General features: G+C 60.2%; 12 protein-coding genes and 2 tRNA genes. 5 read left to right on the forward strand and 9 right to left on the reverse strand.

The genetic code is table 11. From position 1 onward, the window contains the following. Window positions 1-76: 76 nt before the first annotated feature. Window positions 77-4717 carry an NEL-type E3 ubiquitin ligase domain-containing protein gene (locus ACP7D9_RS24785; protein ID WP_426159892.1) on the forward strand — a complete coding sequence of 1547 codons (4641 nt, stop codon included), beginning with the start codon at window positions 77-79 and terminating at the stop codon, window positions 4715-4717. Between the two features lie 38 nt (window positions 4718-4755). Here ACP7D9_RS24785 and dnaB read toward each other — a convergent pair whose 3' ends face one another. From dnaB to rnr, 7 genes are all read right to left on the reverse strand, one after another. Further along, on the reverse strand, window positions 4756-6153 hold the full coding sequence (dnaB, locus tag ACP7D9_RS24790) for a replicative DNA helicase (RefSeq protein WP_101157733.1): 1398 nt from the start codon (window positions 6151-6153) through the stop codon (window positions 4756-4758). 119 nt (window positions 6154-6272) lie between these two features. Further along, on the reverse strand, window positions 6273-6719 hold the full coding sequence (gene rplI, locus ACP7D9_RS24795; protein WP_003221136.1) for a 50S ribosomal protein L9: 447 nt from the start codon (window positions 6717-6719) through the stop codon (window positions 6273-6275). Between the two features lie 18 nt (window positions 6720-6737). Beyond that, window positions 6738-7631 (reverse strand): hypothetical protein, encoded by an 894-nt coding sequence (locus ACP7D9_RS24800; RefSeq protein WP_016771937.1) that lies wholly within the window; start codon window positions 7629-7631, stop codon window positions 6738-6740. Window positions 7632-7667: 36 nt separating this feature from the next. Continuing rightward, complete coding sequence (gene rpsR, locus ACP7D9_RS24805; protein ID WP_002551829.1) at window positions 7668-7898, reverse strand: 30S ribosomal protein S18; 231 nt, start codon at window positions 7896-7898, stop codon at window positions 7668-7670. A 29-nt stretch (window positions 7899-7927) separates the two neighbouring features. Next, entirely contained in the window at window positions 7928-8350 is a 423-nt protein-coding gene (rpsF, locus tag ACP7D9_RS24810) for a 30S ribosomal protein S6 (protein WP_016771938.1), read from the reverse strand. A 288-nt stretch (window positions 8351-8638) separates the two neighbouring features. After that, window positions 8639-9406, reverse strand: a complete 768-nt coding sequence (rlmB, locus tag ACP7D9_RS24815) for a 23S rRNA (guanosine(2251)-2'-O)-methyltransferase RlmB (protein ID WP_095180954.1) — start codon at window positions 9404-9406, stop codon at window positions 8639-8641. Then, entirely contained in the window at window positions 9403-12033 is a 2631-nt protein-coding gene (rnr, locus tag ACP7D9_RS24820) for a ribonuclease R (RefSeq protein WP_426159893.1), read from the reverse strand. The genes rlmB and rnr overlap by 4 nt, the downstream gene beginning before the upstream one ends. A gap of 225 nt (window positions 12034-12258) precedes the next feature. Between rnr and ACP7D9_RS24825 the strand changes: the two genes are divergently transcribed. The 4 genes from ACP7D9_RS24825 to ACP7D9_RS24840 all read left to right on the forward strand — a co-directional run bounded on the left by ACP7D9_RS24825 (window position 12259) and on the right by ACP7D9_RS24840 (window position 15373). Continuing rightward, window positions 12259-12345: transfer RNA gene (locus tag ACP7D9_RS24825), tRNA-Leu, on the forward strand. Window positions 12346-12525: 180 nt separating this feature from the next. Then, window positions 12526-12612: transfer RNA gene (locus tag ACP7D9_RS24830), tRNA-Leu, on the forward strand. A gap of 185 nt (window positions 12613-12797) precedes the next feature. After that, the gene (locus tag ACP7D9_RS24835) at window positions 12798-13808 is read left to right on the forward strand and encodes an extracellular solute-binding protein (protein ID WP_426159894.1); all 1011 of its coding nucleotides are present in this window, start codon (window positions 12798-12800) and stop codon (window positions 13806-13808) included. Then, window positions 13808-15373 (forward strand): ABC transporter permease, encoded by a 1566-nt coding sequence (locus tag ACP7D9_RS24840; protein WP_426159895.1) that lies wholly within the window; start codon window positions 13808-13810, stop codon window positions 15371-15373. Before ACP7D9_RS24835 ends, ACP7D9_RS24840 begins: the two co-directional genes overlap by 1 nt. A 78-nt stretch (window positions 15374-15451) precedes the next feature. Here the strand turns inward: ACP7D9_RS24840 and ACP7D9_RS24845 are convergent, their stop codons facing one another. Both ACP7D9_RS24845 and ACP7D9_RS24850 read right to left on the reverse strand, forming a co-directional pair. Then, on the reverse strand, window positions 15452-17386 hold the full coding sequence (locus ACP7D9_RS24845; RefSeq protein WP_426159896.1) for a methyl-accepting chemotaxis protein: 1935 nt from the start codon (window positions 17384-17386) through the stop codon (window positions 15452-15454). 138 nt (window positions 17387-17524) lie between these two features. After that, window positions 17525-18814: an adenylosuccinate synthase gene (locus ACP7D9_RS24850; RefSeq protein ID WP_101157743.1), complete on the reverse strand. Its 1290-nt coding sequence runs from the start codon at window positions 18812-18814 to the stop codon at window positions 17525-17527. Between the last annotated feature and the right edge of the window lie 42 nt (window positions 18815-18856).

Genomic DNA, 18856 nt, shown 5'->3' on the forward strand with positions numbered 1-18856 from the left:
GACCGGCAGTGACGCCGAACCGACCCGCAACTGCCCGCCTTCGGGCGTTGCCGGCGAATACACAAGGAAGTTATTCATGCCAATCAAACCGCCAGTCAAAGGCAATACCTCCACAAGCGCTACCGTTCGCCCGGCCCCGACGCCGGATGTGACTACACCGCGTTCCGATACAACACTGCGACCGGGCCTTGAAAGCCTTGGCCTGCCGTCACGCGCCCATCAACCCGCAGGCGACGCCGACCCCGATGCGATCACTCCGGTGCCCACCGTTACCGTGCATCCATCGACAGCGCCGAACGAAACACCGCGCACTGTCGATTTACCGCTGGAGCATTACCGGGTCACGGCCGCTGCCGGTTTGCCGGCAGTCAACGCCGATGGCTTGCGCATATTCAAAGGGCGCCAATACGCGGACGTGGTCGACATCGGGATTGTGCAGGTCGGCAAGGATGCTGAGACCGATCTGTTCCGGGCCAGACTGCCCAGCGAATCGAAACCTTCCGGCCCGGTTCTGCTGCGCGATCCGGACAGCGGGATGTGGCATCCGCTGGAGGATTTTGAGCCAGTCACCTTCGCGCTCAGCGATACCCGGCTGGCAGCATTTCGCACAACGCTTGCGTTCAGCCACCTCGAACCCGGCAGCGACGGGCTCCACCGCTTCGATGACAAACTCTATGCGCTGATCGAAAACCATGCCTATCAAGTGCTGCACGACCCGGACGCCTCGACGCCAGTGGCCAGCGTGATGCGCATCGTGCGCAGCGGTGACCCCGTCGCCAGCGACAGCGCCAACCGTTACGTCGCGACGCGTCCCGGCCGTTCGGAACCGATTGTGTTCGATGCCATCCATGGCTGGGTTGGCATCACCGTGGCTGGCGCTGGTGGAATGATGCGCGGCGACGGCGTCAACGTGCCGGCGCGTTCGAGCATGCGCGAGCGGCTGTCGCAGACCCTGAACCGGTTGCGAAGCCCGCAATCACGGGCGCGAAAACTGTTTCCGGATCACACCGACGTAGAAATCGGCCGTTACATCGAGTCCTTGGGCAATGACGTTTCTGGCGGACTGACCCAGCGCGAGAGCGCTTACAAATCCCTCAAGACCGAGCTTGATGCCTGGCTGCGGCAGTCCGCCAACGCAGCGCCGCCGGGCACTTCGCCAGTCCATGCGCAGCAGATCGCGCAAAGCCTCAAGCGCTGCTGGCGCCACCAGACCGGCGCCATTCTGTGGCTCGAGGCCGCCAACGGCACGCTGCCGGCGCTGCAAGCGGACTTCAGCCATGTCCGGCACCTGACGCTACAATCAGTCGACTGGTCAGATGCCGCGAGCACTTTGCTCGGCAACTTTTCCGGCCTGGAAAGTCTGCATCTCAGCCGCTCGACACTGGAAAGGCTGCCTGCCGCGCTTGCGCAGATGGTTAACCTGAAAAGCCTCAATCTGAGTGCGAACCGTATCGCACTCAACGAAGAGTCAACTGCGCAACTAAGCGCACTGGGCAAGCTCAAGGAGTTGGACCTGTCCGGCAACCCATTGGGCGACTCGCCGGACTTTTCCGCTATGACTCAACTGAAGACGCTGAACCTGAGCGACGCGCAGCTGGATCAGTGGCCAGCGGGCCTGCACAGCCAGACCCGGCTGACACATCTGGACTTGCGCAACAACCGTTTGAGCGCAGTGCCGGAGGCGAACCTCAATCCGCCAGCGGATCAGTTTGAGGCGCTCGCCCGTATCAACAGTGTCACCCTGCTCGAAGGCAATCCGTTCCCGCCAGGCTACTGGACGAAACTCGAAGCCTTCTGGCAGCGGGTGGCGATCGAACAGCCAGAGCTGGGCGACAGCGCCGTAACCGATGCTTTCCGACTCCCCAGTGATATGCCGGAAACCCCCGACGTGAAGCGGGTCTATCCGGACAAGAATGCTCAGCAGTTGCGCGCCTTTCTTCTCGCCCTGAACGACGAAGGCAAAGCGCAACTGGCGCGGCGAGTCGCAGCGCTGGACTCGCTGGAATCCCAGCTTGAGGCCTACGTCGACGGCGGCCAGCCCGGTTCTTCCGCGGCAGACACACCGGACAGAATCCAGGCGCGCCGTGTCGCTGACCTCATCAAAGCCTGCTGGCTGAATTCGAGGGACACGCTGAGGCTGCCCTTGACCAACGCGTCACTGCCGCCGCTCAGCGCCGACTTCAGTCATGTCAAAACGCTGCTTATCAACGCCGCCACGTGGACGAGCAATGCCGATGCTTTTCTGTCCGCATTCCCCGGCCTCGAGCGTTTGGTCATCAACCACTGCGGGCTGGAAAGTCTGCCCGCACCCATCGCAGCCATGTATGGTCTGATTGACCTGAATTTGGCCAGCAATCGCCTGCAATTGACTGAGGAGAGCGCAGCCATACTCAGTGCCAGAAGCGAGCTTGAGGTGATCGACCTGAGCAATAATCCGGCCCTCGGTTCGACGCCTGACTTCAGCGGGATGTCCAGACTGAGGCAAGTACTGCTCAGCAGCACGGGCATCGAGCAGTGGCCGAGTGGACTGCAGAACAAGACCGATTTGACCAGTCTGGATCTGAGCAACAACCGCTTGCAGCAGGTGCCGTCAACCGTCCTCGATCCGCCTGCGGAACAATTATCAACGATCGCCCGGATCAACGCCGCGACGCAACTCACTGGCAACCGTTTTCCCGCTGGTTATGGCAAAAAGTTTGATGACTTCTGGAAACGCGTCAGCGAAATCGCTCCCGATCTGCTGCACAACCTCCACTTCGATAGCGGCAACTCCCTTGCGCAGCGTTATCGGCGGCTGTTTCCGCACAAGAACATGAAGCAGTGCAGAGAATACTTGTGGAGCCTTGACGCGGGTGCCGCGCCGATCAAAGTCCGCAGCCTGGAACGGGAAATCAAGGCACTGAAACGTCAACTCGACGATTGGGTTTTTTCCGGCGGGGGCAATCTGGGCGGGTACATTCGCGCCGACCAATTGGCGCTCAACGCACAGACCCGCGCTGACCGGGTGACCGCCAGCAACAGGATCATCAGTTGCTGGCGACAGGAAACAGCGCAACAACACGCCAATGACGGAACCCCCATCGGTCTGGAGCTGGATCTCAGCGATCTGCGCCTGCCAAGCCTGCCGGATCTAGACGCCGACTTCAGCCATGTCGGCTCGCTCAAACTGAGGAACATGAACCTGAGCACTTCGCCGGAAGGCTTCCTGGCGCGCTTTCGTCACATACGCTGGCTGGACTTGTCGCGTAATCGACTGCGCGAATTGCCACCCGCCGTAGGCGAAATGAACGGACTGACGCGTCTGTCCCTGGAAAGAAACTTCATCTCCCTGACCGCCGACACTGCCCGTGTTCTGGCGGGGCGCACGACCTTGCGTGCATTGGAGCTGCAGGAAAACCCGCAACTGGGTATCGTCCCGGATCTTAGCGGGATCGTCGACCTGCGCTCGATCAGTCTGGCCTATACGGGCATCGACACCTTCCCCACCGGTCTCATCCATCAGCCGCTGCTCGACACTATCAATCTCAACGACAATCGAATCGCGGAAATTCCCGACGCCGTCATCGCACCGCCGAATGATCAATTGGCGAACAGCGTGCGCATCAACAACATCACCGATATTTCGAACAACCCATTGTCGGGCGCGACGGCCAACCGCCTGATTCACTACCGCAGTCGCCTGAGGGCAGCCGGCACACCGCTGACAGGCGCGAGAAACCTGCTCGAAACAGCGCGCATCAGGCGCCCACAGCCTTTTCGCCTGGCCACGGCCGACCCGATGGTGCGCTGGACCGCAGGCCTGACCGAGAATCAGGTGGCCAAACGCACGCGACAGTGGCAGACCCTGCGCGACCAGCCGCGCTCGGACGGTTTGTTCAACACCCTGGAACGTCTGCTGGATACGGCCAGCGGCCACCAGGAGCTACAGGGGCGAGTCTGGAGGCTGATCGACAGCATCACCGAAAACACGCCGCAGTCCGAACGCTTGCGCAATGAAGTGTTCGATCGTGCAGGCGACGCGGCCTGCTGTGATCGGGCGGCATTCACCTTCGCCAACCTCGAAGTCCTGTCAATGATGCACAGTGCGGTGGCCCGGGCCGGCGACAAGACGCAGGGGCCGGAGCTGTTCAAGCTGTCCCGGGTCTTGTTCCGCTTGCATGAAGTCGACAAGATCGCCTCGGCGGATATCGCCCGACGCGAGGCGAGCATAGTCGCCGGCAGAACCCCGCAAGAGGCTGCCACCCTGCCACCGCCGCATGTGCCGGAAGAAGTCGAAATCAGGCTGTTTTATCGTCACGGCCTGAAGGACCGTCTGCAGTTGCCCGGGCAACCGGAAAAAATGGGCTTCGCCCGCCTGGCCGGCGTATCCAAAGCGCAACTGGAAAGCGCTTATCAAACCGTGATCGCACGGGATAATTCAGCCGAAGAGTTTCAGGCGCTGGTGTCGCGGGAGTTCTGGCAAAAATACCTGACGCATAAATTTCAGGAAAACTTCGAAACCCAACGCCAGCCATTCCAGGACCGTCAGGCAGCCCTCGACGAGTCATTTTCGGCGAATGAGTTGTCGTTCGCCGATTACGATGCGCAATCAAAAGCCATGCAGGCGGAGTGGATGATCGAGGAAGCGGCCCTGATCGAAACACTGAGCCGCCAGGAGCTGGCGCAATACAAGGCCAGCGGCAGTGACGAGGAAGCCGCCGGCACAAGTGCGAGCTGAATGAGGCGAGTGCTGGCCGACAGGTTTCGGCCAGCCTTTTACTCGTCGTCGTCGAAGTTGTAGCTGCCCGGCGCAAGGTTTTCGAAACGGGTGTATTTGCCGATGAACGCCAGGCGGATAAAGCCGATCGGGCCGTTACGCTGCTTGCCGATGATGATTTCGGCGATGCCCTTGTGCTCGGTTTCCGGGTGATACACCTCGTCGCGGTAAACGAACATGATCACGTCGGCGTCCTGCTCGATTGCGCCCGATTCACGCAAGTCGGAGTTCACCGGGCGCTTGTTGGGGCGCTGTTCGAGGGAACGGTTGAGCTGCGACAGGGCGACCACCGGGCAGTTGAATTCCTTGGCCAGGGCTTTCAGGGACCGCGAGATCTCGGAAATTTCGTTGGTGCGGTTGTCACCGCTGGAACCGGGGATCTGCATCAGTTGCAGATAGTCGATCATGATCAGACCGACGTCGCCATGTTCACGCACCAGACGGCGGGTCCGCGCGCGCATTTCCGACGGGCTGATACCGGCGGTGTCATCGATGAACAGTTTGCGATCGTTAAGCAGATTGACCGCCGAAGTCAGGCGCGGCCAGTCATCGTCTTCGAGCTGGCCGGAACGCACCTTGGTCTGGTCGATACGGCCGAGCGAGGACAGCATACGCATGATGAGCGATTCGCCTGGCATCTCGAGGGAATACACCAGCACCGCTTTTTCGCTGCGCAACACGGCATTTTCCACCAGGTTCATCGCGAAGGTGGTTTTACCCATCGACGGACGGCCGGCGACGATGATCAGGTCGGACGGCTGCAAGCCGCTGGTCTTCTCGTCGAGATCGGTGTAACCGGTGGAGAGGCCGGTGATCGCGTCTGCAGTGTTGAACAGGGTATCGATACGGTCGATGGCCTTGGTCAGCAGGTCGTTGACACCGACCGGCCCACCGGTTTTTGGCCGCGCTTCGGCGATCTGGAAGATCTGCCGTTCGGCTTCATCGAGGATTTCTTCGGCGGTGCGGCCTTCAGGGTTGAAAGCGCTGTCGGCAATCTCGGTGCTGATGCCAATCAGTTGGCGCAAGGTCGCACGTTGGCGGACGATCTGCGCATACGCCTTGATGTTGGCGACCGACGGCGTGTTTTTCGCCAGTTCACCGAGATAGCCAAGGCCGCCCACCTGCGACGTCTGACCTTCCTTGTCCAGTTGCTCGGCAAGGGTCACGACGTCGATGGGCGAGTTCTGGTCGGCCAGTTTGGCGATCGCGCGGAAAATCAGGCGGTGGTCATGTCGATAAAAATCGCCGTCGGAGACTTGATCAAGCACGCGTTCCCAGGCGTTGTTGTCCAGCATCAGACCACCGAGTACAGCCTGTTCGGCCTCGATGGAATGCGGCGGCACCTTCAGGGCAGCGGTTTGCAGATCGTATTGCTCGGGAGCGGAGATATCGTTCATGGCCACTTGAGTATTAGTGAAAAGCAGGGAATTCAGAAAGACAAAGGGCACGACCTGTAAACAGGATCGTGCCCGATGTTAACCGTCTGACGGACAAGCCGCCAGCCGATCGATGTTGCTTAAGCTGCTACCACGACAACGCGTACGGTGGCTTCAACTTCGGCGTGCAGGTGCACAGCCACGTCGAATTCACCCACGTTGCGGATGGTGCCGTTCGGCAGACGAACTTCGCTCTTCTGCACTTCAACGCCGGAAGCGGTCAGTGCATCAGCGATGTCGTGAGTACCGATCGAACCGAACAGCTTGCCTTCGTCGCCAGCGGTGGCAGTGATGGTCACTTCCAGCTCGGCCAGTTGGGCAGCACGGCTTTCAGCCGATGCCTTACGGTCTGCAGCGGCTTTTTCCAGCTCGGCGCGACGCTCTTCGAACGCAGCCAGGTTGGCAGCGGTCGCAGCGGTAGCCTTGCCGAAAGGCAGCAGGTAGTTACGGCCGTAACCGGCCTTAACGTTTACTTTGTCGCCCAGGTTGCCCAGGTTGGCGATTTTTTCCAGAAGGATCAGTTGCATGTGAAAATCCTCTAACTTTTAACCTTCACCGTTCGCGCTGTCGGTGTCTTTCGACACATGACGACCGCGAAAATCAATCAGGCTGTCAACAATGGCCAGAACCACGAGCAACGGATAGATCAGCTGCATGAACAACAGCAGCGTGACGTACAACCCCACCAGCCAGAAACCGGCCAGTCGCTTCTGCCCGACCAGCCCGTGAATCAGGGCCAGCCCGGCGAACACCAGCGGTACACTGCACAACGGCGTCAACATGGCCATCTGTGCACCGAGATTCGGGCCCAGAAGCATCAACGCCAGCAGTAACATCGCCGGCCCCAGCGGAATGCGGATGGCGCGAAACTCGCGACCAAAACCACCCGGGTTGTACAACAACGCCTGCCAATGCCGCCCGACAATCAGGCTCAGCACGCTGACGATCTGCAACAAGGCCGCAATCAGTCCGGTCAGGACCGGTGCAATCAGGGACGCAAAACGCGCTTGCTCATCGACCGACAATTGCTTGTAGGTCTCACCGAGGAGTGCCGGCATGACCTTTATAAGGGCCTGTGCGAGCATCTCGATCTGGGCCGCAAACGCGACCCCGAGCACCACTGAAAACACCACTCCGATCACTACGCTGACCAGCAGCGTGCGGACCCAGGATTCGCTTGCGCGCAAAACCAACGCAAGCCCCGAAGACCCCAGCAGCACCAGAAGTGCCCGTGGGTCGTCGGCATACAGCCACCAGATCAAGGCCGGCAGCAGTCCCAGTGACAGAACGCCAAGGGCGTCCGTCAATCCGCGCCGCAGCAGCACAAGGCTCCCGGCGGCAGCACCCAACCAATACAACAACGGCAATGTTGCACATCCGGCCACCACGAGAGTGGCCTGCATTCGGCCTCGCATGATGAACTCAGCTAAGGCGCGCATGCATTCAATCCTTTGCTACTTGTCGACTGCCCGGTCTCAGCGGCCGTGGCTGTCGGTGTAGGCCAGCAGGGCCAGGAAGCGGGCGCGCTTGATAGCGGTGGCCAGCTGACGCTGATAACGAGCTTTGGTACCGGTGATGCGGCTTGGAACGATTTTGCCGGTCTCGGATACGTAAGCTTTCAGAGTGTTGAGATCTTTGTAATCGATCTCTTTCACGTCTTCAGCGGTGAAGCGGCAGAATTTACGACGACGGAAGAAACGTGCCATTTGATAGGCTCCTTAATAAGGTCCGTGGATTACTCGTCAGCGTTATCGCTGTTGTCGCTGTCATCACTGTCGGTGCCTTCGGCGCCTTCGTGCTCAGGACGGTCGCGACGCTCACGGCGCTCACTGCGGTTTTCTTCAGCCTTGAGCATCTCGGACTGGCCGGTAACGGCTTCGTCGCGACGGATGACCAGGTTACGGATCACTGCATCGTTGTAGCGGAAGTTGTCTTCCAGCTCGGCCAGGGCCTTGCCAGTGCACTCAACGTTCAGCATCACGTAGTGAGCCTTGTGAACATTGTTGATTGCGTAGGCCAGTTGACGACGGCCCCAATCTTCCAGACGGTGGATTTTGCCGCCGTCTTCTTCGATCAGCTTGGTGTAACGCTCAACCATGCCGCCGACTTGCTCGCTCTGATCCGGGTGGACCAGAAAGATGATTTCGTAATGACGCATGAATGCTCCTTACGGGTTGTAGCCTGCCGCTCAAAAACGGTCAGACAAGGAGTGAATGACACTTATGGACTTGCTGGCGCGGGGCACATGCGTGCCTGCCGTCACAGCAAGGGGCGCAATTGTAGAGAAGGGACTGCGGGGGCGCAAGGCAATTGGTGATTATTTGAACAACCATCGGGCGACTTGTGTAGGAGCTGCCGAAGGCTGCGATCTTTTGACTTTGATTTTTTCAAAGCAAGATCAAAAGATCGCAGCCTTCGGCAGCTCCTACAGGGGATTTGCAGCAGGTCAGGACTTCTTCGCAGTAGCCTTGGCTTTTGCGCCGCGCTGGCGCTGGGCTTCGAACAGGCACACGCCAGTGGCGACCGAGACGTTGAGGCTGCTGACGCTGCCAGCCATCGGCAGGTTCACCAGATAGTCGCAATGCTCGCGGGTCAGGCGACGCATGCCTTTGCCTTCGGCGCCCATGATCAGGATGGTCGGGCCGGTCAGGTCCTGGTCATAAATGCTGACCTCGGCTTCCCCAGCGGTGCCGACTACCCACAAACCGCGCTGCTGGAGTTTTTCCAGAGTGCGCGCCAGGTTGGTCACAGCCACCAGCGGAATCACTTCCGCGGCGCCACAAGCGACTTTACGTACAACCGGGGTCAGCGTGGCTGACTTGTCCTTCGGCACGATCACCGCCAGCGCACCAGCCGCATCGGCCGAACGCAGGCAGGCGCCGAGGTTGTGCGGATCGGTTACGCCGTCGAGCACCAGCAGCAACGGCGCGCCTTCGGTGCGATCGAGCAACTCGTCGAGCATTGCTTCGCCCCAGACCTGGCTCGGACTGACTTCCGCAACCACGCCCTGATGCACGCCTTCAACCCAGGCATCCATTTCGCGACGCTCGGCCTGACCGACCTGAACACGGTTTTCGTTGGCCAGCTCGACCAGCGTCTGCACACGCGGATCGTTGCGGCTTTCCGCCAGCCAGATCTGCTTGACGCGCTTGGGGTGGTGACGCAATAACGCTTCTACCGCGTGAACGCCGTAGATTTTTTCCAACTGACTCATGACTTCGCCTTCGGTTTACACGCCCCGCCACTCTTGGCTGGAGCGGAACCCGCTTTTGGCGGGCCCTTACGGTGTTTGCTCGGTTTGGCCGGCTTGCCGTCGGTCGCCCTGTCAGGCGCCGACCGCCCGGTCTTTCCCCCGGACGCCGCTTTACCACCGTTTTTCGCATCGGCCAGCAAGGCCTTCTTCAATTCACGGCTTTTGCGCAGCTCGGCGTTTTTCGCCACGGCATCGCTCGGGCGATAGGCTTCGGCAACCTTTTCTTTGGCCGGGCGACGGCTGGCGGTTTTCGCTGGTGCTTTTTCTTCTGCAACCCTGGCAGCAGGTGCTGCGGTTTCGGCGCCACGTTTCTTGCGGCCGATCGGCGCGCTGATGGTTTTCTCCGCCATTTCGAAGTCGATCTTGCGCTCGTCGAGGTCGACGCGCATGACCCGCACTTCAACCGTGTCGCCAAGACGGAAGCTGCGACCGGTGCGCTCGCCCGCCAAGCGGTGATGCACAGGATCGAAGTGGTAGTAATCGCCCGGCAGCGCGGTGACATGCACCAAGCCTTCGACGTAGATATCGGTCAGCTCGACGAACAGGCCGAAACCGGTCACGGCGGTAATCACGCCCGGGAACGACTCGCCGACGCGATCTTTCATGAACTCGCACTTGAGCCAATTGACTACGTCGCGGGTCGCTTCGTCGGCGCGGCGTTCGCTCATCGAGCATTGCTCGCCGAGTTGCTCCAGCGCCGCTTCGTCGTACGGATAGATGCGCGCTTTCGGAATGGTCATCGCACCGGCACGACGAACGTGCGGGGTGTCCAGTTTGGAATGGATCACGCTGCGGATCGCGCGGTGCGTGAGCAGGTCCGGGTAACGACGAATCGGCGAGGTGAAGTGGGTATAGGCTTCGTAATTCAGGCCGAAGTGACCGTCATTTTCAGCGCTGTACACCGCTTGGCTCAACGAACGCAGCATCACGGTCTGGATCAGGTGGAAGTCCGGACGATCCTTGATGCTGGCGAGCAAAGCCTGATAATCCTTCGGCGACGGACCGTCCTTGCCTTTGTGCAGGGACAGGCCGAGCTCACCCAGGAAAGCCCGCAGTTTTTCCAGACGCTCTGGCGGCGGACCGGCGTGAACGCGATACAGCGCAGGAATTTCGTGCTTCTTGAGGAATTCGGCAGTGGCCACGTTGGCCGCCAGCATGCATTCCTCGATCAGCTTGTGCGCATCGTTGCGTACGGTCGGGCGGATTTCGGCGATCTTGCGCTCGGAACCGAAGATAATCCGGGTTTCCTGGGTTTCGAAATCGATCGCGCCACGGACGTGACGGGCGGCCAGTAACACCTTGTACAACGCGTAGAGCTGCTTGAGGTGCGGCACGACGTCGGTGTACTCGCCGCGTAATTTGCGCGCTTCGGTAGCCTTCGGCGTTTCCAGCATCGCGCTGACCTTGTTGTAGGTCAGCCGCGCGTGGGAATGGATCACCGCCTCATAGAAGCAGTAGTCGGTCATTTCGCCGGACTTGGAGATGGTCATCTCGCAGACCATGGCCAGACGATCGACTTGCGGGTTCAGCGAGCACAGGCCGTTGGACAACTGCTCGGGCAGCATCGGGATCACGCGCTCGGGGAAGTACACCGAGTTGCCGCGAACCTGAGCTTCGGTGTCCAGCGCCGAGCCGATCTTCACGTAGCTGGAAACGTCGGCAATTGCCACGTACAACTTCCAGCCACCGGAGAACAGACGCAGCTTGCCCGGTTTGGCTTCGCAGTAGACCGCATCGTCGAAGTCGCGGGCATCTTCGCCGTCGATGGTGACGAACGGCAAATGGCGCAGGTCGATGCGCTTCTCTTTGTCCTTTTCTTCAACTTCCGGCTTGAGCTTGGCGGCTTCTTTCACAACCGCTTCAGGCCAGACGTGCGGAATGTCGTAGGTGCGCAGGGCAACATCGATTTCCATGCCCGGCGCCATGTAATTGCCGACCACTTCGACCACATCGCCTTGCGGCTGGAAGCGCGGCGTTGGCCAGTGGGTGATTTTCACTTCGACGAACTGACCGATCTGTGCGTTGGCGTTGCGGCCCGGCGTAACCAGTACTTCCTGCTGGATTTTCGGATTGTCGGCAACCACGAAACCGATTCCGCCTTCTTCGAAGTAGCGGCCAACAATGGTTTCGTGCGCGCGGGACACTACTTCGACGATCACGCCTTCGCGGCGACCACGACGATCGAGCCCGGAAACCCGAGCCAGCGCACGGTCACCATCGAATACCAGACGCATTTGCGCCGGGCTCATGAACAGGTCGTCGCTGCCATCGTCCGGCACCAGGAAGCCGAAACCGTCACGGTGACCACTGATGCGGCCGAGAATCAGGTCGAGCTTGTCCACCGGCGCATAAGTGCCACGGCGGGTGTAGATCAATTGAGCGTCGCGCTCCATGGCGCGCAAGCGGCGGCGCAGGGCCTCGATCTGGTCTTCAGTGGTCAGACCAAACTCTTCGACCAGTTGCTCGCGGGCAGCAGGCGAACCCCGATCGGCGAGGTGCGCCAGGATCAGTTCGCGGCTGGGAATAGGGTTTTCGTATTTTTCCGCTTCACGAGCGGCCTCGGGATCGAGGGACTGCCAATCGGCCATTAGAGAATTTTCACCTTGTCTATATGCGGGTTAGTTTGGCATAGGCGCCGGGAAACGGGAAATTTCCGCTTCTATAAGGCTTTGCAAGGCCCTGTATCGACGCTCCGATACCGTTTTGAACGCCGCTGGTAAAAAAATTCAGTTTTTTCTGCGGCAGGGGTTTACAGTTAAAAAGACGCTCCGTATAGTGCGCGCCATCGACGACGCACAAGCGCTTTCGATGATGCCCAGGTGGTGAAATTGGTAGACACGCCAGCTTCAGGTGCTGGTGACCTTACGGTCGTGGAAGTTCGAGTCTTCTCCTGGGCACCAATTTCGAGTTTGAGACTAGATCAGTTTCAAGACTCACACAAAACCCGCGAAAGCGGGTTTTGTGCATGTGCGGGAAAGCTTTTGTTCACGCTGATTTATTAAAACCAAATCAGGGGTTTACAGATCAAAAACGCCTCCGTATAGTGCGCCACATCAACAGCGGCAACGCTTGCGATGATTGCCCAGATGGTGAAATTGGTAGACACGCCAGCTTCAGGTGCTGGTGACCTTACGGTCGTGGAAGTTCGAGTCTTCTTCTGGGCACCAATTCAAATTCAAGGTTCAGGCCTTGGATTTCACAGAAACCCGCGAAAGCGGGTTTTTGCGTTTCTGGCTTCCTGAATTTCGCCATCCCTACAGGATCACCAGTCGCCCCACAAGGCGCACTTGAGAAACAATATCGTTTATCATTGTTGCAAGTTTTTGCAATGCGACAGTGAGGAACCCTGCGAATGACGTTTCGAAATACCCTGCGCCGAGGCCTGACCTTCACCCTCCTCGGCCTGGCGCTCGCCACGCCCCTCACCCAGGCTGCCGATGCGGTTTCCCTGACTCTCTACAACGGCCAGCACAAAGAAGTCGGCGATGCCATTGCCAAGGCTTTCGAAGCCAAGACCGGCATTCACGTCAACGTGCGCAAAGGCAGCAGCAACCAGCTCGCCAGCCAGATCGTCGAAGAAGGCGATCGCTCCCCCGCCGACGTGATCTACACCGAAGAATCGCCGCCACTGAACAACCTCGGCGAACAGGGCCTGTTGGCCAAGGCCGATGACGCCACACTGGCGGTTCTGCCGGAAAAATATGTCGCCGCCAACGGCACGTGGATAGGCGTAACCGCTCGCGTACGCGTGGTCGCGTTCAACCCGAAACTGATCGATGAAAAAGACCTGCCGAAATCGGTGATGGAATTCTCCGAGCCGCAGTGGCAAGGCAAGGTCGGCTTCGTCCCGACCAGTGGTGCCTTCCAGGAACAGGCCGTTGCGATCATCAAACTGCACGGTCGTGACGCGGCCGAAGAATGGCTGACCGGCCTGCGCGCATTCGGCAAAACCTACAGCAACAACATGGTCGCGCTCAAAGCCGTGGAAAATGGCGAAGTCGCCACCGTGCTGGTGAACAACTACTACTGGTTCGCCCTGCAGCGAGAGAAAGGCAAGCTCGATTCCAAGCTGCATTATTTCACCGGCGGCGACGCTGGCGGTCTGATCACTGTATCCAGCGCAGCCGTGCTGAAATCCAGTAAACACCCAAAAGAAGCCCAGCAATTCCTCGCCTTCATGGCCAGCGAAGAAGGACAGCGCGTGATCACTCAGACCACCGCCGAATATCCGCTGCACAAAGGCATGGAATCGGATCGCGGCCTCAAGCCGTTCAGCGAACTGGAAGCGCCGAACGTCACCCCGGCGGATCTGGGCAATGCTGAAGAAGCCTTGGAACTGGAACGCGAAGTTGGCCTGAACTGATGGCAGCATCGTTATCGGCCCACGCCGCGCGCGGGGGTTACGTACCAAGACGCAAACGGCCGTCGATCTGGCTGGTGCTGCCGGTATTGCTACTGGTGGTACTAAGTCTGTTGCCACTGGCCTACGTCGGGGTGAAAGCCTGGCAGGCGGGCTGGGCGGAGGCGCTGCATCTGTTGTGGCGCCCGTATGTGTTTGGCCTGTTGCGCAACACGCTGGCACTGATGGTCGGCGTGACTGTCACCTGCGCGGTGGTTGGCCTGTCGCTGGCATGGCTGCTGGAACGCAGCAATCTGCCGGGCCGTCGGTTATGGGGCGTGGTTCTGTGCCTGCCGTTTGCGGTGCCGGCGTTTGTCAGCAGCTTTACCTGGGTGTCGCTGAGTGCGCAGTTCGAAGGCCTCGGCGGGGCGATTCTGGTGATGAGCCTGTCGAAGTACCCACTGATTTTTCTGCCGGTCGCGGCAACCCTGCGCAATCTCGATCCCTCTCTCGAAGAGTCCGCGCGCACGCTGGGGCAGAATCGCTGGGGCGTGTTTTTCCGCGTCACCCTGCCACTGCTGTGGCCATCCCTGCTGGCCGGTTCACTGTTGATTGCGCTACACATGCTGGTGGAATTCGGCGCACTGTCGATCATCGGCCTGCAGACCTTTACCACGGCCATTTATCAGCAATTCGAGCTGGAATTCAGCAACGCCAACGCGGCAATGCTTTCGGCAGTATTGCTGGCGCTGTGTCTGCTGCTGTTGTGGCTGGAGTTGCGCGTGCGCGGCAAGGGCCGGCATGTGCGCACCGGCCAGGGCGCGGCGCGGCGAGCTGAGCAGGTCAAGCTTGGGCCGTGGGCAGCGCTCGGTCAGTTGTATTGCCTGGTGCTGGCGATTATCGGCAGCGGCGTTCCGCTGGGAATGCTGGCCTACTGGCTGGCGGTCGGCTCATCGGCGGCGTTCCCGGTAGCGGCGATCACCGAAGCGCTGCTGTCATCGCTGGCATTGTCGCTGGGTGGCGCGGCGTTGTGCCTGGTGCTGGCCGTGCCGGTCGGCCTGCTGGTGGTGCGCTATAAAGGGCAGTTGGCGATCTGGGCCGAACGTTTGCCGTATCTGCTGCACGCGCTGCCGGGGTTGGTGATTGCGCTGACGCTGGTGTATTTCGCCCTGCACTACGTGCCAGTGCTGTATCAGACCTCGGGACTGCTGCTGATCGCCTATGCGCTGCTGTTTCTGCCATTGGCGCAAGCGCCGATTCGTACGGCGCTGAACAAGGCTGCACCGCAGCTCGAAGAAGCGGCGCGGACGCTGGGCGCGTCGTCATTCACGGCATTTTGCCGGATAACCCTGCCGATTATTTTCCCGGCACTGGGCGCGGCGTTTGCGCTGGTGTTCCTTGATGCGATGAAAGAATTGACCGCGACATTGCTACTCAGCCCGACCGGACTGAATACGCTGGCGACTGAGGTCTGGGCGCATACGGCGAATGTCGAGTTTGCGGCGGCGGCGCCTTATGCGGCGTTGTTGATTCTGGTTTCCGGGTTGCCGGTGTATCTGTTGACGACGCGGATGTATCTGAGCCGCTAAAAGATCGCAGCCTGCGGCAGCCCCTACAGGATGATGCATTTCCCTGTAGGGGCTGCCGCAGGCTGCGATCTTCTGATCTTAAGCCCTGAACTGTCCCAAGCTCGCCTTGAGCTGCGCAGCCAGACCATCCAGCACCTTGCCACTGGCCGTCGTCTCCACCACTGCCTGCGCCGCTTTCTCGGCCTGCGCATGAATCGTCTCGACTCGCCCACGCACAGCCTGCGCCCCCTGCGCCTGATGCGCTGCCGCCTGCGTTGCCAGGCCGATCGCCGCGTGCACTTGCTCAACCGAGGCCTGTACCGATTGCTGCAGTCGTGCGCTGTCACGCAGCACCAGCAATCCTTCACTGGCCTGCCGTCCCGCCTGGCCAATCGCTTCGACCGCCTCCCGTGCACCCTGCTGCAACGCGACGATGTGCGCCTGAATATCGCCCGTCGAGCTTTGTGTCTTGCTCGCCAATGCACGCACTTCGTCGGCGACCACGGCGAACCCACGCCCGGTCTCTCCCGCGCGCGCCGCCTCAATCGCTGCGTTCAAGGCCAGCAGGTTGGTTTGCTCGGCGATACCGTGGATCACCGTCAGCACCACTTCGATCTGCTCACTCTGCTGTGCCAGCCGCTCGATGACTTTCGCCCCGGTATCGACCTGCCCGGCCAGCGCTTCGATCAGGCCGCCGACCCTGGCCGAGGTGCGGGTGTTTTCATCGGTTGCTTGACGGATTTCCACCACTTGCTTGAGTGCGGCCTGCATCGCATGGCTTTCCGATTGCGCCTCGTCGGCCATTTGCGACAACGCACGCAGGCTCTCGGCAACTTCATCGCGCTGCATACCGGCTGCCGCATCAGCGCCGGCATTGCGCAGCGTCATTGCGCCAATCTCGACGCCGGTGCGCTGAGCGACATCGCCCGCCTCGCGCACGATCGGCTGCAACTTGTCCACAAAGCGGTTGACCGCCGAAGCCATGTCGCCGATTTCGTCTTTGCTGTTGATCTGCACGCGCTTCGTCAGATCGCCCTCGCCCGCCGCCAGATCGTCCATCGCCGCGTTGAGCATTTTCAGGCGATTGACTACCCGATGACCGAGCACCACGGCCAGCAACAGCAGCACGCCGCAACCGACCAGTGCCAGGCCCAGGCCGATGCGCCAGCGCAATGTCGCAGCTGCCTCCTGAACGGTTTGCGCGGTGTTGGCTTTCATTTCGCCGGCGGTGGCTTGCGCCGATTGCAGGCGCGCCTGCATCGCTTTGGCGCTGTCCGCCGCCGCACCTTTGAGGCTGTCGCCGACCAGTTGATCGCTGCTGGCAATCAGCGCCAGGAAGCGTTTGTCGAGTTCGGCCAGATCAGTTTCCACCGAGGCCGTGGAAACACCCATCAGCACCTTGCCGATTTCCACGCCATTGGGATTGATCGAGGCTTCGAGGTAGTAGACCGATGGATCGTTTTTCGCCGCATCCAGCACTTTGTCCAGCGCACGCTCGCCCTGACCTTTTTCCAGCAAGGCCTTGTTGATCGGGTTTTCACGATTGAGGTAACGGGTCAGGTGCTGGCCAGTGGCGTCGTCATAGACGACGAACAGCACGTTGGGGTTGCGCTGGGCGCGGCGAGCGAACTCCGACAGCGTTGGTACGTCACTGTCCCACATGGCACGTGGCGCTACGGACGCAAGCAACTGCGCCATGTCGTTAGCCGAATCCTTCAGATCCTTTTCCAGCGTGGCACGCAGTTGCACCTGCTCTTCTTTGAGGCGCGCAGACAAACCGGCGGTCAGACGCTGACGAGTGCTGGCCGACAAAGCATCAAGACTGGAAGTGACTTCACGCCCGGCCTGCTCCAGCTCACCGGAGAGCTTTTGACTGTCGGCTCCCAGGCGCACGGCCAGATCGGCTTCCAGCGCCGTGACGGTGCTCCGCGTCAGGGCAACGGCCACCAACACCTGCACCAAAAGGGCTATACCAAGGGTAACGAACACCGGTCGCAGCAAACGGCTTTGTAACAGTGAGAGAACGGCTGACACTTTAAATCCCTCTACGTTGACGCCATTAATTTGATGGCACTCTTGTAGCCAGATTTACAGCAAAGGTCATGCCGTCCAACAGGCATAAACGACAAAGGCCCCGATTAAGGGGCCTTTGTTTTCTACATCAACGACTTATCAAGCAAACGGATGACGCAGAACGATGGTTTCGTTGCGGTCCGGGCCCGTCGAAATAATGTCGATCGGTGCGCCGATCAACTCTTCGACGCGCTTGATGTAGGCGCGAGCATTGGCCGGCAGCTCTTCCAGGGTCTTGGCACCCACGGTCGACTCGCTCCAGCCCGGCACTTCTTCGTACACCGGCTGCAGGCCGACGTAGCTGTCTGCGTCAGTCGGAGCAACAGCGTTGCCCTGCGCGTCTTTGTAGCCAACGCAGATGTTGATGGTTTGCAGACCGTCGAGTACGTCCAGCTTGGTCAGGCAGATGCCCGAGATGCTATTCACGTCGATCGCGCGACGCAGGATGACGGCGTCGAACCAGCCACAACGACGGGCACGGCCGGTGGTGGCGCCGAACTCGTGGCCTTGCTTGGCCAGGTGCGCACCCACGTCATCGAACAGTTCGGTCGGGAACGGGCCGGAACCGACGCGGGTGGTGTACGCCTTGGTGATGCCCAGGATGTAATCGAGGAACATCGGACCAACGCCCGAACCGGTCGCTACGCCACCAGCGGTGGTGTTGGAGCTGGTCACGTACGGGTAGGTGCCGTGGTCGATGTCGAGCAACGAACCTTGTGCGCCTTCGAACATGATGTCCTTGCCGGCGCGACGCAGGTCGTGCAGCTCGGCAGTCACGTCGAGCATCAGCGGCTTGAGCAGCTCAGCGTATTCCTTGCACTCGGCCAGAGTTTTTTCGAACTCGATGGCTGGCTCTTTGTAGTAACCGACCAGCATGAAGTTGTGGTAATCCACCAGCTCACGCAGCTTGTCTTCGAAGCGCGGCATGTTCAGCAGGTCGCCGACACGCAGGCCACGACGGGCAACTTTATCTTCGTAAGCAGGGCCGATGCCGCGACCGGTGGTGCCGATCTTCAGCTCGCCACGGGCCTTTTCACGGGCCTGGTCCAGCGCGACGTGGAAGGACAGGATCAGCGGGCAGGACGGGCTGATGCGCAGGCGCTCGCGCACCGGTACGCCTTTCTCTTCCAGCTTGGTGATCTCGCGCAGCAGGGCGTCAGGTGCGACGACCACGCCGTTGCCGATCAGGCATTGCACGCCTTCGCGCAGCACGCCCGACGGAATCAGGTGCAAAACGGTTTTCTCGCCGTCGATCACCAGCGTGTGGCCCGCGTTGTGGCCACCCTGGTAGCGCACCACGGCGGCAGCATGTTCGGTCAGCAGATCAACGATCTTGCCTTTGCCCTCATCACCCCACTGGGTGCCCAGGACTACGACATTCTTACCCATAACACTTGTCCTCATTCGCGCAAACTTGGTGCCGGCGATGGC

Origin of the sequence: Pseudomonas sp. TSRC2-2, from assembly GCF_049897785.1 — a bacterium.
Classification (GTDB): Bacteria; Pseudomonadota; Gammaproteobacteria; order Pseudomonadales; family Pseudomonadaceae; genus Aquipseudomonas.

What these genes read in the sequence shown, in the direction of transcription:
- ACP7D9_RS24840 (WP_426159895.1), top strand. Translation starts at nt 13,808, where the DNA reads ATGGCAGCATCGTTATCGGCCCACGCCGCGCGCGGGGGTTACGTACCA.
- ACP7D9_RS24800 (WP_016771937.1), bottom strand. Translation starts at nt 7,631, where the DNA reads ATGCGCGCCTTAGCTGAGTTCATCATGCGAGGCCGAATGCAGGCCACT.
- dnaB (WP_101157733.1), bottom strand. Translation starts at nt 6,153, where the DNA reads ATGAACGATATCTCCGCTCCCGAGCAATACGATCTGCAAACCGCTGCC.
- rpsR (WP_002551829.1), bottom strand. Translation starts at nt 7,898, where the DNA reads ATGGCACGTTTCTTCCGTCGTCGTAAATTCTGCCGCTTCACCGCTGAA.
- rlmB (WP_095180954.1), bottom strand. Translation starts at nt 9,406, where the DNA reads ATGAGTCAGTTGGAAAAAATCTACGGCGTTCACGCGGTAGAAGCGTTA.
- rplI (WP_003221136.1), bottom strand. Translation starts at nt 6,719, where the DNA reads ATGCAACTGATCCTTCTGGAAAAAATCGCCAACCTGGGCAACCTGGGC.
- ACP7D9_RS24785 (WP_426159892.1), top strand. Translation starts at nt 77, where the DNA reads ATGCCAATCAAACCGCCAGTCAAAGGCAATACCTCCACAAGCGCTACC.
- ACP7D9_RS24835 (WP_426159894.1), top strand. Translation starts at nt 12,798, where the DNA reads ATGACGTTTCGAAATACCCTGCGCCGAGGCCTGACCTTCACCCTCCTC.
- ACP7D9_RS24850 (WP_101157743.1), bottom strand. Translation starts at nt 18,814, where the DNA reads ATGGGTAAGAATGTCGTAGTCCTGGGCACCCAGTGGGGTGATGAGGGC.
- rpsF (WP_016771938.1), bottom strand. Translation starts at nt 8,350, where the DNA reads ATGCGTCATTACGAAATCATCTTTCTGGTCCACCCGGATCAGAGCGAG.
- rnr (WP_426159893.1), bottom strand. Translation starts at nt 12,033, where the DNA reads ATGGCCGATTGGCAGTCCCTCGATCCCGAGGCCGCTCGTGAAGCGGAA.